Below are 14303 nucleotides of genomic sequence, written 5' to 3'. Positions count from 1 at the left end.
TGTGTCGCCCCGCTTCAATCGACCGCTCTGAGGTCCACGGTTGGGCGAACACGCTCCGATCCGTTCCATTTCACTGGCAAGCCGACGCTGCCGAAAGCCTCGGCAATCTGTTGGCCGACTCGCTTCGTTGACGCTGCCTCACCTCCCGGCCCGCCCCAGAAAGCCAGGGCGAGATCACTGCTGCGCTTGGCCCGATCGAGGTCTTGCCGGGTATAGAAACACATGCCGGAGAGCCCGGCCTCGGAGCCACCGCGCTCCCTGAACAACGCAGAGGCATCCGCAAAACCGTCTTCCTGCGTACGGCCCACGTCATGCAAGGCGACGATGCCAACGCTCTCAAGCTTGTCGAACGCTGCGTCGATTTTCTTTCGAGCGGCGCGCCACTCAAGCACCGACATTTTCCTCGGCTCGGGCGCCGCTTCCTTTTGGGGGATCAGGTGGCCGGTGATCTGTGAAAGCAGCGCCTTGACCGCAGGCATCATGGCGTTTTCAACGATGTGGTTCCCGTGCCCGTCACGAATGTCGGCTTGTGCTCCGGCATCCAGCAGCAACTGAACGGCCTCCACGCCGCGTGAGAATTCCGCCGCAAGGTAAAGCGCCGTTCGACCTCCGCCACCTTGATGCTCAAGCGGACTTCCCGCCTCAATCAACAGGCGCAGTACGGCAAGATGTTGCTCGGTGGGCGTTCCATTCGTTCCCATCGCCGCACATTCCAGTGCCGTGAAGCCATGGTCGTTCACTGCGGCAGGCTCAGCGCCAGCATCAAGAAAGGCGCGTGTAGCGACGAGGTTTGCTGTACGGGCCGCCGCAAAGATGTCAGCGGGTTCAATCGAGGTACTGGGCTTCGCCATGCTGACTCCTTGATCGCTATCTTGGATTGCAAAACACTTCGGGTCTTCACGCGGTTGGCCTCATGCGCTGCCGCCGGAGGGCATCTAGTTTTCCCACAGAATCATGACGGCATTGCCCTGGAGGCGGGCGTCCCGCAAGAAAACGCAAAGCGGCTCGTACAGCCAGGCATGTCCGACACCGTACGGCCCTTCATGAGGAAACAGGTTGATGAAGAATGCTTCGCCGAGTTGCTCGAGCTGCGAAAGAAACGCGCTCGCCGACTCGCCGCTGACGAAGCAGACGTTCGGATCATCGGCTCCGTTGTCCTCAGCATGCAAATCACCGGCGAAGAACTTCGCAGCAGGGTGAGCGATGCCGTCAAGCTTCGATGCCCAGAAGCGTATCGAGTCCTCGGCGTCGAGTTGCGGCGCGTTCTCGATACCCAGCGTGTTCATCGCTTCATACCAGTCTGCTTTCGTTCGACATGTGCTCAGCAACTGGCCGGCGCTTTCATTCACGGCGTAGAGTCTTCCCCACCCCATACCCGCCCCCCTTTTTGGTCGCCGTTGACGCGGCTAGAACACGCCCAGCGCCAACCCCGTTGCCATCGCCTCGCCCAACGCGCGACAGCGCTCCAGATCTTCCATGCCGATCTGCTTCGGCGCCAGGATAGCCTCCGGCGTCTGCGCACGCGTGCATACGATGATCGGCTCGGCCACGGGCTTGAGCCGCCAGCCGGTGGCAATGCGCTCGATCTGCCGCGCGGCGTTCTGGCCGTCGCTGCCGGCGCAGATCAGACAGGCATAGGGGCGGCCGTTGATGCGGTCGAGCGCAGGGTAATAGCAGCGGTCGAAGAAATCCTTGAGCTGTCCGCTGATGGCCGCCAGGTTTTCCGGCGTCGCAAAGATGTAGCCGTCCGCCGCGAGCACATCATCGGGGCCCGCATGTGCGGCATGCAGCAACCGCACGGCAACACCGCCCTCTGCGGTCGCGCCGGCCTGCGCGGCTTCAGCCATCTGCCGCGTGCCGCCCGTCATCGAGTGATAGACGATCAGCAGGGTCTTGGGGGCAGCCATGGGGCTCAGGCCAAGCCCAGGATCACGCTCGACGCCTCGAACACGGCCACGGCTTCCACACCTTCCGCCAGGGCCAGCGTTTCGACCGCCGTGCGCGAGAGCATTGCCACCAGAACGGTTTCCTGCGCGGCGGCGGCATCTGTATCGAGCAGGCGCAACCGCACCTCAGCCTGCACTGCGCCATCGCGAATTTCCGTGACCACGCATGGCAATTGGTTTTCGGCAGACACGCGCCATTCCCCAGCCCCGCGCATCAGCATCACAGCCGGCGCCTTGATAAGGGCGACAGCCTGTACCCCCGGTGCCAGCCCAAGCGCATGCGTACTTTCCTGCGTAATGGTCGCGGCGACAGCCTGACCGCCCGGCAGACGCAGTGTCACCACATCGTTGACCGCGCCCGATGCGATCGACTCTACCGTGCCGAACAGCGCATTGCGCGCACTCGTGCGCAGCATCAGGCGGCGTAGCAATGTCACGTCTTCACTGGCGGCCTGGGCTGCGGCATCCAGGCGTTCGACGAAGCGGCGGTGCTCCGCTTCCAGCACGCGGAAGCTCTCGATCAGCCGCTGTGCGCGCGGCGTCAGCACGCTGCCGCCGCCGCCCTTGCCGCCCGTAGTACGCACCACCAGCGGCTCGCCGGCCAGGTTGTTCATGGTGTCGATGGCGTCCCAGGCGGCCTTGTAGGAAAGGCCGACCGCCTTGGCACCCGCCGTGATGGAGCCCGTCTGACCGATGGCCGACAGCAATGCAATGCGGCCGTGTCCGCCCCAGTTGTCTTCACCGGCGCGCAGCCAGATGGTGCCGTCGAGTTCCAGCATGTCGTCTCGTATTGGATGGAGATTGCAACATGCGGATGTTAACGCCGATTGGCGTCGGGTCGCGCCGATCAGGGGGCGGATCGGTGCATCGTCGTGTGAGGCGAACTCAAGCCGCCATCAGGCGCGGCGTACGCACATGCATCAGCACCGAACGCGAGAGCAGCAAACCACCCAGGAACCCGAACAGCGCGCTGAACAGCGTCATGAAACCGGCGGATTGCAGGACATCCGGATGCATCGCCAGCATCACGTTGTAAGCGTAGCGCGCGGTGAACAGGCCCAGGATCACCACCATCGGCACCCAGCTACCGGGCACGCGCACGGTGGCGGCTGATTCGGAGATGGCGCCGTTGGGCGGCATTAGACGCGTCAACAGGAAGGCCGCTGCAATGGCCGCCAGCCATGCTGCCAGCGCGAGCGCGCTGCCGTGGCTCGCCATCACCACGCCGTAGAACGAGTACGCAGCCACCACCAGTGGCAGCACGATCAGGCGACGGCGTGATACCACGCGGGGCTGCGTCTGGCGCAGGCCAAGCGCAATCAGCACGGCAAACACCCCGAACACCCAGGTGGGCGTGTGCGACACGATGGAGGTGATCGATTCGAGCATGGCGGTCTCCCTGTTGGAATGACGCCAGCTTAGGCACCGCATTCCACACACGGGAGCGATTTGCGACGAATGGCAGGAAGGCTGGCGCGAACGGTCAGCCTGGAGGGCCTACCAAGCGGTCAGCCCAGTGCCGCGCGCACCCCGGCATCCACGACCGAAAGGTGCGCCCGCAGCAGCCGGTCAAAGCCTTCCGCCGTGACAGGCTTGCCGATGTAGTAGCCCTGGATTTCCTGGCAGCCGGCCTTGGCGAGAAACTCCACTTGGTCGGCATCTTCCACGCCTTCGGCCGTGACGGTCATGCCCAGGGCGCGCGCCATGGCGACGATGGCCTCGGTCAGCGCCACCGAATCCGGGTCGTGTGGAATGCCCGTGATGAACGAGCGGTCGATCTTCACGTTGCTGATCGGGAAGCGCTGCAGGTACGACAGCGACGAGTACCCCGTGCCAAAATCGTCGATGGAAATACGAATGCCTTGCGCGGTGAGCGCGTCGAACATCGGGCGGACTTCATCCGCGCCACCCATCAGCAGGCTTTCGGTAATTTCCACTTCAAGCGCGGTGGGCGGCAGGCCGGTCTCGGCCAGCGTCTGCTCGATCATCGGCACCACATCACCGGCCTGGAACTGGCGCGCCGATAGGTTGACCGCCATGCGGAAGTCGTAGCCTAGCGCCTCGTACCACGTCGTGGCCTGTTCGCACGCGCGGCGCAGCACCCATTCGCCAATCGGCACGATCAGACCGGTCTCTTCCGCCACCGGAATGAACTCGACCGGCGAGATGGCACCCAGCTTCGCGCTGTTCCAGCGCAGCAGCGCTTCGGCACCAACGATGCGGTGGCTGGCCAGGTCGTACTTGGGCTGATAGACGAGCTGCAGTTCGTTGTTCTCGCGCGCGTCGCGCAGCGCATTCTCCAGCAGGTAGCGGCGCTGCAGGCGGGCGTTGAGCTCGGCCGTGTAGAACTGCGCGCGGTTGCGGCCATTCTGCTTGGCGCGGTACATGGCAGCGTCGGCCGAACGCAGCAGGTCGGAGCCCGAAATGCCATCGTGCGGATACAGCGCCACGCCAATCGATACACCCAGGTAGTAGCGCCCGTTGACGGTATCGAACGGCTCGCGCATGGTCAGCAGCAAACGTTCAGCCAGCAGCGCAATGCGCTTACCTTCCACGCGCTGCTCGATCAGGATGACGAATTCGTCGCCGCCCAGGCGCGCGATCACGTCGCCGGGGCCAATGCAGTCCGTCAACCGTGCGGCGGCGCTCTGCAGCAGCGTGTCGCCGCAGGCGTGGCCCGCGGTGTCGTTCACGCTCTTGAAGCGGTCCAGATCCAGGAAGAACAACCCAAGCTCGCGGCTTTCGTCGCGCGCACGCTCGATGGCGGCTTCCAGATGGGCGATGAAGAAGCTGCGGTTGGTCAGGCCAGTGAGCGCATCGTGCGCAGCAAGATGGCGCAGGCGCTGCTCGGCGCGCTTGATGTCGGTGATGTCGGCAAACGACAGCATGATGCTGCTGGGCACCGGCTCGCCATGGCGACGGATCGGGATGATGTTCTCGCGAATCCAGACCAACTCGCCGGTCTTGAGCAGGAGACCGTAGACCCGCCCCAGGATCGGCTCGCCGCTGCGCTTGACGAGCTGCGAAGGCAGGACATCGTGGGCGATCTCGTTGCCGTCTTCGTCAATCACGCGCTGCAGCGGGTCCAGCCGGTTGCGGCCGACCAATTGTCCGGCACGCACGCGCAGGATGCGCTCGGCGCTGGCATTGGCTGCCAGCACCACGCCGTCCAGACTCTGGATCAGCACGCCCTCGTTCAGGTGCGAAATGGCGAGGCGATAGCGCGCTTCGCTCTCGGCCAGGCCGCGCTCAATGGTGTCTTTCTGAATGGCGACGCCGGCCAGGTGGGTTACGTCGTCGAGAAAATTCAGCTCTTCTTCGCTAGGCAAGCAGGGCTGGCGATAGAACAGCGTGAGCACACCCAGCTTGTCGCCGCGTGAAGACCGGATCGGCAACGCCCAGGCTGCCGCAAAGCCGGCAGCCAGTGCTGCGGTGCGTTCATGCTGCCAACGCGGGTCGGTTGCGATGTCGCCAATCAGGGCGGCGTTGCCCAGGTAGACCGCACAGCCGCACGCGCCGGCATCGGGGCCGACGGGCGAATTCTCCAGCGTGGCAGCGTAGGCCGCGGGCAGCGTGGGCGCGGCGGCCACGCGCAGGGTCTGGCTTTCGTCCGGGTTGTCTTCAGCAAGCAGCAGTACCGCCGCCATGGCATTCGGGTAGACCTGTTCGACGTACAGGCACAAATGGCGCAGCACTGTCGACAGCGTCGCGTTGGAAGCGAGTTGCGCAAGCACGGCGTTCTCCGAGGCGAGCAGGCGGCGTGCTTGCAAGGCTTCGGCACGGGCCTGTACGGCGTGGCGCTCAAGCGCGTGGCGCGAGCCGGCTTCACGCAGTACCAGCATCACCGCCGGTTGGCCTTCGTGCTCGCACGCGGCGGCCTCACTGGCAACCAGCACATGGGTGTAGTCGGCCCGCACCAAACGGTGCTCGACGGGCTGGGCACCCAAGCCACCGCTCACCATGCGCGCCAGACGCGGCACGGCCTGGCCCACATCATCCGGGTGGATCAGGCCGGCAAGCTGCACACCTTCAAGCTGCTCCGGCGCCTGCGCATTCATCAGGCGCGCGGCAGCAGGGTTGGCTCGCACGACACGCCCCTCCACCGTCAACAGCACAGCATCGGACGACAGGCGCGCCAGCGCATCGAAATCCGTGCCTGTAGCCTGTTCTTCGGCTGCGGTCTGCGCCGAGGGAACAGGTGCCGTTGCCGGGCGTGGCATGGCCTCTGGAGCCAGCTCCGCGTCAACAGGAAGGGCTCCGGCATCGGCCGGATGGGAACGGTTCATCGGGGATACGGTTGCTTGGTCAGCGACTGCAATGGAAAGTGCAGCCTACACGCGTTTCGACCCTATCCACAACGGCACGCCAGCGGAAAACTGAAGAGCACTCTGCGCGATTGCCTGAGCGCTGGCACTGCGCCCAAAGAAAAACCCGCGCTCAGTTGACGAGGCGCGGGTTGAAATCTCTGGACCGTGTCGATCTGTTCCAGAGAGGAGAACCGACCCACGAAGCGACGGGCACATAGCTGCCGCGGCATCGCTTCCATGCTTTAAATAATAGTGTCCCGCCCAAAAAAACAAAGTGCAGAAAAGGCAGGGTATTCCATCCCTTTTTATAATCCACCTCATTTTTCCGGTGCCTTCTTTTTGGCACTGCACGAACCCCTGTGCTGCTTGCCCCGTCTGCGTGCGCTGGCGATCTACGATGCACCGCAGTGTGATACCGATGGTGCATATAAATCCCCCGGCATATTGGTTGGTCGGAACATGCGCACGAATGTTCCGCGTCTGGTCTGGTTCGACCGGCCGATTATGTCGATTGCATGAATCATTTTGGGCAGGGTGCATCACCCTCACCTGGACGATGGGGCAGTTTGCCGCGTCAAGTTTCGACACGAAGTGCCGTTACACTCCAGAGATCCCGCCTGCCCGCGTTGCTGTACAGGCGCATTCTGACCCCCGTGCTTTGACCGTCATGCCGTTTCTTTCCCCCATGTCCCGATCGTCGTCGGCATCGCCCCTGTTGCGGCGTTCCACGCGATTGCTGATTGCCGTAGCGGCGCTTGCCGCGCTGGTGACATTGCCGCGCGCGCATGCCTCAACCCAGCCGAGCGCACCGGCTGCTGCCGAGCCGCCGGCACCAGCTTCAGCAACTGCAACCAAGACCGGAAAGGAAGGCAAGGTCCCCACCTGCCAGGCCATCATGCAGCGCCTGTCAGGCAGCCTGGCCGGCACGCCCAGCCGCGCCGATAAGCCTGGCGCGGTAATGGTCGACTTCGAAAAATCCGGCGTGACCATGGCCTGCAGCCACTCCGACGCCGTCGCCATTCCGGTTCCAGGCAACGCCAAGCCACGATGACCACCGCCGCAATCGCACGCGGTGTACTTGCCGGCATGCTGGCCGGACTGGCCATGACTGTTTTCAGCGCGATCGGCGCCGAACGCTGGATCACGCTGCCCGATCAACCGGACAGCTATGCATCGCTCGACGCCGGCAGCATCCAGCGCATGCCCAGCGGCCCGATCAGTGCCTGGGTGCGCGTGGAGGCATCCAACCGCGCGGGCATGCGTTCATTGCAGCGCATGTTCGGCGCCTTCCGTGGCGACATGGCCGACTTCCTCTACACCGTCGACTGCCGCAGCCGGCAGTTCTCTGTCTCTCGCGCCAAGCTGTACCAGGGCGCCATGACCGTCAGCGAGAAGCAGTTCGCCAACGATGCCAACTGGCAACGCGTGGATGGCGTGGGCCTGGCGGGTGCGGTGGCGCACGAACTCTGCCCGGGCTAGCGGCCGAAGCCGCCGCTCACCGGCGGCGCGATCGTTGGTAACATCGACGCGTGCGCCCTACCCTCGACCCCACTTCGCCTGACCCACGCGTGACCGCAGACGCCAGCGTCTTCGGTACGCTCGCGCGTGGGTCGCGCGCATCGCTGGAGCGTGTCGTCAATCTGGGCGATGGCGTGACCGCCGCTATCTGGTGCAACGAACACGACGAGGCACACTACGTCCAGCCGGGTCACCACACACTGTCGGTGTATCTGCAAGGCGGCTACACCACGCACCGGCAGGACTTGCCGAACCTGTTCGGCGCGCCGGGCCGTGTGTGCATGCTGCCGGCCGAGCACGAATCTGCCTGGGTGATCGAGCAGCCGATGCGTTTTGTCCATCTGTACTTCGCACCCGATGCACTGGCCGGGCATGCAGTGCGTCTGCTCGACGCCGAGCCGCGCCTGTTTACCCTGCACGACCGCACTTTCATTGAAGACGTGCACCTCGCGCAATCGTGCGCGCGCATCGCCCAACTCGACTGGTCCGACCTGGACGACCGCATGCGTGCCAACGCGCTGGCCAACGACACGCTGTCGTATCTCGTGCAGACACAGGGCCGTACACGCGCAATGGCGGTGCGTGGCGGGCTGGCACCCCATGTGTGCCGCCGCATTGCCTCACGCATTGAAGCTGAGCTGCACTTGCTGCTGTCGATCGGGGAGCTGGCGGCAGAGGCCAATCTGTCGGAATTTCACTTTGCGCGGATGTTCCGCGCATCGTTCGGGGTGGCGCCGCACGAGTGGGTTCTGCAGCGGCGCATTGCACGTGCGCAAGACCTGCTGCGATCGACCACGCTGCCGCTGGCAACGATTGCGGAGCGCTGCGGCTTTGCCAGCCCAAGCCATTTCAGCCGGCGCTTTGCCACCCAACTCGGGGCGTCGCCCTCGCGCTATCGGCAGGCTTGGCAAGGCAAGTAACACGCTTGCCTACCGCACAAAAAACGAACGACCGTATTTCAGCAACCGCTGAAGAGTGGCGCCGGGCCTAGCGTTTTCCACGATAGAGCTGTCGTGTGCAGTGCAGTAATTTGGAAGTGGGTTCCCCATGGAGAGCGCCATGTTTACCCATATCCTCTTGCCGACCGACGGCTCCGAGCAATGCCGCAAGGCAATCGACGGCGCATTGAAACTCGCGCGCGCCACCGGTTGCCGCCTCACCGCTTACACGTGCATCGAAGAATTCCCCAACATGGCGTATTCCGCCGGGGTGGGCGAGTGTCCGCACGCGCACTACATGGAGCAAGTGCAGGGCTATGCGAAAGACTGCATCGATCGGATTGCTGAGCGCGCCCGGGAAGAAGGCATCCAGTTCGACAGCGATGTCTCGCAATTTTCCGAGCCCTACCTCGGCATTCTGGACGCGGCGAAGCGGCACGCATGCGACGTCATCTTCATGGCATCGCACGGGCACCGCAGCCTGATGGGGCGATTGCTGATCGGCAATGAAACGCGCAAGGTGCTGACTTACGCGCAGGTGCCCGTGGTGGTCTACCGCTAGCTGCAGTAGACCATCAGGCAAGTCTGATTACATTGCCGCCAGTTCCTGCGCGGGTGCATCTTCGCCCTGCTCAAGCACGGCCACGTGCCGGGCTTCGCGATCGGTGATCTGCTTGCGCTGTTCAGGCGTCAGCACCTGCATGATCTTGGCGCCGGCTTGCGCGCGCAGTTGGGCTTCTTGGGTGACTGCTCGGCCCAGCGCTTCGGACAGCGTGCGAACGCGTGCCTCATCGTACTGGCCGGACGTCACCATCTGACGCAGGTCACGACGCGCATGTGCGACGGCCTTGTGTTGCTCGCGCTCTTGCGGCATCTGCGCATACTTGATCGCGAAAATCTTGTCGCGCTGTTCTTCGGTCAGATTCAGGCCACGCAGGAAGAACTCGCCACCGTGGTGACGCCCGCGCTCCATACCGTGCGGCCCGGGTTGGCCAAAGCCGGGGCCCGGCCCACGGCCCATCATGCCGGGACCATGCCCAGGCATCGGCGACATGGGAACTGCGTCGGGGGCGGCCGTCTGGGCCAGCGCGGCGCAAGACAAGAGAAGCCCGGCAGCAACGGCAACCAGGCGGCGGGAAGTCACAGCGATCATGGTGAGGCTCCTGATGAGAACGTCGGCCGCGCATGTCAACCATGCCAGCCATACGCTCACTGTAGCCATCGATGTCGCACCAAAGGTGGGCAAACGGAGGAGTTTTCTTGACCGCCCGTTACGCCACAATCGGCATGCAACCGCATCACGTGTATCAGGCGTCGAGCCGATATCCCACGCCGTAGACCGAGTGGATCATGTCGGTGCCCGGGCTCAGCAGCTCCATCTTGCGGCGCAGATTCTTGACGTGCGTATCGACCGTGCGATCGGTCACGATGCGATGATCGTCGTAGATCTGTTCAAGCAGATTCGCACGCGAGAGGATGCGCCCCGGCGCACCGGCCAACGCCGCGAGCAGGCGAAACTCCACGGGCGTCAGGTCCAGGCGCTGCCCCCGCAGCGTGGCGGAATACGCGGCGCCGTCGATCACGAGCGCACTCTCAGGCAGGCCGCCGCCGCGCTGCGCGCGCCGCAGAATGGTCTTGATGCGCGCCACCAGTTCGCGCGGGCTGAAGGGCTTGCAGAGGTAGTCATCTGCGCCGAGCTCGAGGCCGAGCAGGCGGTCGATCTCTTCTACACGCGCGGTCACCATGACGATGGGGACCTCGCTGAAGGTGCGCACCTCTCGGCAGATTTCCAGGCCGTCCTTTCCGGGCAGCATCAGGTCGAGCACCACCAGTTCGGGCATGGCCTCGCGCACGCGCTGCACCGCGTTCGTACCGTCGGCCAGCCACTCGGTTTCATAGTGGGCGGCACGCAGGTAATCGATCGTGAGTGCGGCCAGTTTGGGTTCGTCTTCAATGATCAGAATCATGGTCGGCAAGCGGATCAAGCAGATCAAGAATGGGCAGGCGGATGATGATCCAGAGCCCGCCCAGCGGCGAGGGTCTGGCCTCAATGGTGCCGCCGTGTGCGGCGACAATGGTCTGACACAGGCTCAGGCCCAGCCCCGCCCCGCCCTGTGCGCGGCTGCGTGAAGGGTCGGCGCGGAAGAGCCGGTCGAAGATGCGCGGCAACATCGCTTCGGGCACGCCCGGCGCGCTGTCCTGCACGTCGATCTGTTGCCACTGGCCATCCTGGTGGACATGCACACGCAGCGTGCCGCCCGCGTCGGTATAGCGCAGCGTGTTTTCCAGCAAATTCTGCATGACCTGGCGCAGGCGCTGCGGGTCGCCGTTCACCATGGCCTCTTGCGAAGGCACGCTCGGCAAATCGAGCTGCAGCGCGATGCCCTTCTCCATCAGGCGCGGCGTGAAGCCCTGCACGGCACTGCACACGGTATCGGCCAGATCCAGCGCTTCCATATGGAAGGCCAGTGCCCCCACATCGGCCAGTGACAGCTCGTACAAGTCGTCAATGAGTTTGCTGAGCGTGGTCACCTCAGCCTGCAGCGAGGCCAGCGACGTGGCCGTCAACGGACGCACGCCGTCTTCCAGGGCTTCCAGCTCGCCCCGCAGCACCGCCAGTGGTGTGCGCAGCTCGTGCGAGATATCGGCGGTGAGCTGGCGACGCATTTTCTGGTTGGCTTCCAGCGATACCGCCAAGTGGTTGAAGTCTGCCGCCAGCTCGCCAAGTTCGTCGCGCGAATGCACGTCGACACGGGTGGCGTAATCGCCGTCGGCCATGCGGCGGGCGGCATCGGTCAGCCGGCGCATTGGCGCAAGCAGCCCGCGCGCGAGCAACACCGCCACCAGCGCGGCCAGCAATACCGACAACCCGGCAATGATCCATGTCGCACGCAGTTGCTGCCCAAGAAAGGCTTGGTCTGCACCTTCGGGCACACGCATGCGCGCCGGCATGGCCAGCCAGCCGATGGTGAGATCGTTGCGGCGGAGCTCATGCCATTTTGCGGTGGGCCCCAGCGGTGGCCCATCGCCAATGATGACGTGGCGCTCGGCATCCAACAGCCAGATCGGCGAACGCGGCATCGGTGGTGGAGGCTCCCCAGGCGGGTGCGAAGGCAGGCTGCCGGCGCGGGCAACATCCGGCGGCGCAGGCATGCCACGGTCCATGTCGGGCGGAAGCGGATCAAAGCGGTGACCGGGCGGCGGGTCGAGATGCTCGCCACCCATGCCATTGGCACGTGCACGAGCGCCTTCGCGGCGCAGCAGGTGGAACCACGCCTGGCGGTCGTTGCGCAGGAATTCCCAGTTGCCGTGCTCGGCGTAAGCCGCTTCAACGCCGCGGGCGAGCACGGTCATACGCTCTGCCTCGCGCGTGTTGACGTACTCAAGAAAGTTGGCGTCGAAGCGCCAGCGCACGGCCGCACCCATGGCAAGCGCCACGACGATGCTCAACGCGAACAGCACAACGAACAGCTTGGAGGTAATGCCGAAAGACGGACGCATGGATGGATGCCAACACACTGTCGCCCGCCCCAGCGGGGACGATTCCCGCATGGCGAAGCTTCAGGCTCTGCATCATCTTACCGGGTGACCCCGGGGCGGGAAGTCTTGAGGATAACAACCGCAAGGCGCTAGAAATTGAGCGAAATGAGAAGAACACGTTCCACGGCGTTTCGATATGGCGCCGCGCGCACGTGCCGCGGTCGGCCGCCTCGTTGCGCCCTGCCCCGTAAAGCACGCTATCCTGCTGCATTCGCCCTCCCGCCAGGAGACCCGCCTTGCCCAGCCGGCCGGCCCAGACTGCTTTCTCGATGCTCCGCTGCGCCATGCACGGCGTGGAGGCCGTTGCCGCCGACTCCGGCCACACATTCCCGCGCCACACGCACGAGCAGTTCGGCATTGGCATTGTCGACCGGGGTGCACAGAAGTCATTCAGCGGGCGCGGCATGGTGGAAGCCGGTGCAGGCGACGTCATCATGGTCAACCCGGCCGAGGTGCACGACGGTACCCCGATTGGCGATGCGGGCCGTGCCTGGCGCATGCTGTACTTCGACCCGGGCACGGTCGGCGCGCTTGCGCATGATCTCCTGATCGGCAACGACAATGCCGAATTCGACCGCCCAGTCGCGCACGACGTCAACTTGGCACGGCGTGTGCACCTGTTGTTCGGGCAAATGACGGCACCCGCCGCACAATGCGATGCACTGCTGCGCGAGCAGTTGCTGCTATCGGTGCTGGCCGATGCGCTGCATACCGCCAACAGCCACGCCGACGATGCCCCCGACGCCATCCGCATCGCGCGCATGCGCATTGACGATGACCCGGCCGCCGCGGTCTCCCTGCTCGATCTTGCCCAAGAGACCGGTCTCAGCCGCTTTCAGGTGTTGCGCGGCTTTGCGCGTGTCACGGGCCTCACGCCGCATGCCTATCAATTGCAGCGGCGCGTTGCTCTCGCGCGCCGTTTGATCGCCCAGGGGCTACCGCTGGCAGAGACCGCCGCGGCCTGCGGTTTTGCCGACCAAAGTCACATGACCCGCCAGTTCGTGCGCAAGTACGGCGTATCGCCGGGCATGGTGGCGGCGGCGCGGTAACCGGCCGCCTCCCCCCCTGCAATTTCGTTCAAGACGTGCGCTTCGGGCGCGGCCATCCTGCGGGCTTTCACAGACGCAGGGTTCGACATGTCCAGACGCCTCGAAGGCTGCCTTTACCTCGCACTGGCGATGGTGCTGGTGGGCAGCACGGTTGCAGCCAGCAAGATCATCGCCGCCGGGCTCCCGCCATTCACCGCCACCGCGTTGCGCTTTGCGATAGCGCTGCCGCTGTTTCTCATTGCCATGCGCGTGACGGGGGCGCGCTGGCCCGTGCTTTCACGCAAGGCGTGGGGCCTGCTGTTCCTGCAGGCGGCGGCCGGCAGCGTGGGCTATACGACGCTGCTGATCTCGGGGCTTCGGTATGCGTCTGCGGCAGATGCGGGCGTCATCATCGGCACGTTGCCGGTGGTATCCGCGCTCATTGCCATTGTGGTGCTGGGTGAACGGCCAGGGCGCGCGGTATTAGGGGCAATTGCACTGGCGACGGCCGGCGTGTTGGCCATCGCGTTCCAACCAGGTGGCGACGCCGCGCATCCGCTGGTGGGAAACGTGCTGGTGATTGGCGCGGTGGTGTGCGAAGGGCTGTTCATCCTGCTCAACAAGCGGTTGCGCACACCTGTGCCGCCGCTGGCGCTATCCACCCTGATGAGCATGTTTGGCTTGCTGACGGCCTTGCTGCCCGCCTTATGGGAAGCCCCCTGGCAACTGCATGCCTCCGCCCAGGCAACGCATGCACTGGCCGCTGTTGCCTACTACGCCATCGTGCCCACCGTCGGCGGCTTTGTGCTCTGGTATGCGGGGGCCGCACGCGTGAGCGGCGCAGAGGCTGCGCTCTTCACCGCCCTCGCGCCGGTGGCCGCAGTCGTGTTCGCCGCCGTGCTGCTCGGCGAGGTGGTCAGCGTGCGGCAGATCAGCGGTATCACATGTGTGCTGGCGGCGGTATTGAGCCTCGCCTTGGCGCGTTCGTCTGCGCCGGTTTCTTCCCGACCCAAGGAATCCACCTGA

General features: G+C 64.7%; 15 protein-coding genes. 6 read left to right on the top strand and 9 right to left on the bottom strand.

Features of this window, described 5'->3' with window-relative positions; translation table 11 throughout:
- Positions 1 to 14: 14 nt before the first annotated feature.
- From V6657_RS23310 to V6657_RS23285, 6 genes are all read right to left on the bottom strand, one after another.
- Complete coding sequence (locus V6657_RS23310) at positions 15 to 851, bottom strand: ankyrin repeat domain-containing protein (protein WP_082170312.1); 837 nt, start codon at positions 849 to 851, stop codon at positions 15 to 17.
- 84 nt (positions 852 to 935) lie between these two features.
- The gene (locus tag V6657_RS23305) at positions 936 to 1349 is read right to left on the bottom strand and encodes a hypothetical protein (protein ID WP_137884942.1); all 414 of its coding nucleotides are present in this window, start codon (positions 1347 to 1349) and stop codon (positions 936 to 938) included.
- A gap of 57 nt (positions 1350 to 1406) precedes the next feature.
- Positions 1407 to 1907, bottom strand: coding sequence for an NAD(P)H-dependent oxidoreductase (locus V6657_RS23300; RefSeq protein ID WP_048935864.1), 501 nt, complete (start codon positions 1905 to 1907; stop codon positions 1407 to 1409).
- A 5-nt stretch (positions 1908 to 1912) separates the two neighbouring features.
- The gene (locus V6657_RS23295) at positions 1913 to 2725 is read right to left on the bottom strand and encodes a TOBE domain-containing protein (protein ID WP_048935863.1); all 813 of its coding nucleotides are present in this window, start codon (positions 2723 to 2725) and stop codon (positions 1913 to 1915) included.
- A gap of 106 nt (positions 2726 to 2831) precedes the next feature.
- Entirely contained in the window at positions 2832 to 3335 is a 504-nt protein-coding gene (locus tag V6657_RS23290) for a DUF6622 family protein (RefSeq protein WP_048935862.1), read from the bottom strand.
- 119 nt (positions 3336 to 3454) lie between these two features.
- Positions 3455 to 6232 carry an EAL domain-containing protein gene (locus tag V6657_RS23285; protein WP_048935861.1) on the bottom strand — a complete coding sequence of 926 codons (2778 nt, stop codon included), beginning with the start codon at positions 6230 to 6232 and terminating at the stop codon, positions 3455 to 3457.
- A 706-nt stretch (positions 6233 to 6938) separates the two neighbouring features.
- Between V6657_RS23285 and V6657_RS23280 the strand changes: the two genes are divergently transcribed.
- The 4 genes from V6657_RS23280 (at position 6939) to V6657_RS23265 (ending at position 9271) form a co-directional block, all read left to right on the top strand.
- Positions 6939 to 7304 (top strand): glycoprotein, encoded by a 366-nt coding sequence (locus tag V6657_RS23280; protein WP_338755266.1) that lies wholly within the window; start codon positions 6939 to 6941, stop codon positions 7302 to 7304.
- Complete coding sequence (locus V6657_RS23275; RefSeq protein WP_048935859.1) at positions 7301 to 7732, top strand: hypothetical protein; 432 nt, start codon at positions 7301 to 7303, stop codon at positions 7730 to 7732. The genes V6657_RS23280 and V6657_RS23275 overlap by 4 nt, the downstream gene beginning before the upstream one ends.
- A 50-nt stretch (positions 7733 to 7782) precedes the next feature.
- Positions 7783 to 8691 (top strand): AraC family transcriptional regulator, encoded by a 909-nt coding sequence (locus tag V6657_RS23270; protein ID WP_048935858.1) that lies wholly within the window; start codon positions 7783 to 7785, stop codon positions 8689 to 8691.
- A gap of 139 nt (positions 8692 to 8830) precedes the next feature.
- Positions 8831 to 9271 carry a universal stress protein gene (locus V6657_RS23265; protein WP_048935857.1) on the top strand — a complete coding sequence of 147 codons (441 nt, stop codon included), beginning with the start codon at positions 8831 to 8833 and terminating at the stop codon, positions 9269 to 9271.
- Positions 9272 to 9298: 27 nt separating this feature from the next.
- Here the strand turns inward: V6657_RS23265 and V6657_RS23260 are convergent, their stop codons facing one another.
- The 3 genes from V6657_RS23260 to V6657_RS23250 all read right to left on the bottom strand — a co-directional run bounded on the left by V6657_RS23260 (position 9299) and on the right by V6657_RS23250 (position 12210).
- Positions 9299 to 9862, bottom strand: coding sequence for a Spy/CpxP family protein refolding chaperone (locus tag V6657_RS23260; RefSeq protein WP_048935856.1), 564 nt, complete (start codon positions 9860 to 9862; stop codon positions 9299 to 9301).
- A 154-nt stretch (positions 9863 to 10016) separates the two neighbouring features.
- The gene (locus V6657_RS23255; RefSeq protein WP_048935855.1) at positions 10017 to 10676 is read right to left on the bottom strand and encodes a response regulator; all 660 of its coding nucleotides are present in this window, start codon (positions 10674 to 10676) and stop codon (positions 10017 to 10019) included.
- On the bottom strand, positions 10660 to 12210 hold the full coding sequence (locus tag V6657_RS23250) for an ATP-binding protein (RefSeq protein WP_048935854.1): 1551 nt from the start codon (positions 12208 to 12210) through the stop codon (positions 10660 to 10662). Before V6657_RS23250 ends, V6657_RS23255 begins: the two co-directional genes overlap by 17 nt.
- A 323-nt stretch (positions 12211 to 12533) precedes the next feature.
- Here V6657_RS23250 and V6657_RS23245 point away from each other — a divergent pair, with 323 nt between their 5' ends.
- Both V6657_RS23245 and V6657_RS23240 read left to right on the top strand, forming a co-directional pair.
- Entirely contained in the window at positions 12534 to 13298 is a 765-nt protein-coding gene (locus tag V6657_RS23245) for an AraC family transcriptional regulator (protein WP_048935949.1), read from the top strand.
- An 87-nt stretch (positions 13299 to 13385) separates the two neighbouring features.
- Positions 13386 to 14303 (top strand): DMT family transporter, encoded by a 918-nt coding sequence (locus V6657_RS23240; protein WP_048935852.1) that lies wholly within the window; start codon positions 13386 to 13388, stop codon positions 14301 to 14303.

The sequence above is a fragment of the Ralstonia sp. RRA genome (assembly GCF_037023145.1).
Lineage (GTDB): Bacteria > Pseudomonadota > Gammaproteobacteria > Burkholderiales > Burkholderiaceae > Ralstonia.
Note: the sequence above shows the minus strand (reverse complement) of the source record. Positions and strands in the feature narration are given on the sequence as shown.

Excerpts from the sequence above, each read along its gene's own strand:
- V6657_RS23240 (WP_048935852.1), top strand. The coding sequence starts at position 13,386 with ATGTCCAGACGCCTCGAAGGCTGCCTTTACCTCGCACTGGCGATGGTG.
- V6657_RS23300 (WP_048935864.1), bottom strand. The coding sequence starts at position 1,907 with ATGGCTGCCCCCAAGACCCTGCTGATCGTCTATCACTCGATGACGGGC.
- V6657_RS23245 (WP_048935949.1), top strand. The coding sequence starts at position 12,534 with ATGCACGGCGTGGAGGCCGTTGCCGCCGACTCCGGCCACACATTCCCG.
- V6657_RS23275 (WP_048935859.1), top strand. The coding sequence starts at position 7,301 with ATGACCACCGCCGCAATCGCACGCGGTGTACTTGCCGGCATGCTGGCC.
- V6657_RS23265 (WP_048935857.1), top strand. The coding sequence starts at position 8,831 with ATGTTTACCCATATCCTCTTGCCGACCGACGGCTCCGAGCAATGCCGC.
- V6657_RS23250 (WP_048935854.1), bottom strand. The coding sequence starts at position 12,210 with ATGCGTCCGTCTTTCGGCATTACCTCCAAGCTGTTCGTTGTGCTGTTC.
- V6657_RS23255 (WP_048935855.1), bottom strand. The coding sequence starts at position 10,676 with ATGATTCTGATCATTGAAGACGAACCCAAACTGGCCGCACTCACGATC.
- V6657_RS23310 (WP_082170312.1), bottom strand. The coding sequence starts at position 851 with ATGGCGAAGCCCAGTACCTCGATTGAACCCGCTGACATCTTTGCGGCG.
- V6657_RS23295 (WP_048935863.1), bottom strand. The coding sequence starts at position 2,725 with ATGCTGGAACTCGACGGCACCATCTGGCTGCGCGCCGGTGAAGACAAC.
- V6657_RS23280 (WP_338755266.1), top strand. The coding sequence starts at position 6,939 with ATGTCCCGATCGTCGTCGGCATCGCCCCTGTTGCGGCGTTCCACGCGA.
- V6657_RS23260 (WP_048935856.1), bottom strand. The coding sequence starts at position 9,862 with ATGATCGCTGTGACTTCCCGCCGCCTGGTTGCCGTTGCTGCCGGGCTT.
- V6657_RS23285 (WP_048935861.1), bottom strand. The coding sequence starts at position 6,232 with ATGAACCGTTCCCATCCGGCCGATGCCGGAGCCCTTCCTGTTGACGCG.
- V6657_RS23290 (WP_048935862.1), bottom strand. The coding sequence starts at position 3,335 with ATGCTCGAATCGATCACCTCCATCGTGTCGCACACGCCCACCTGGGTG.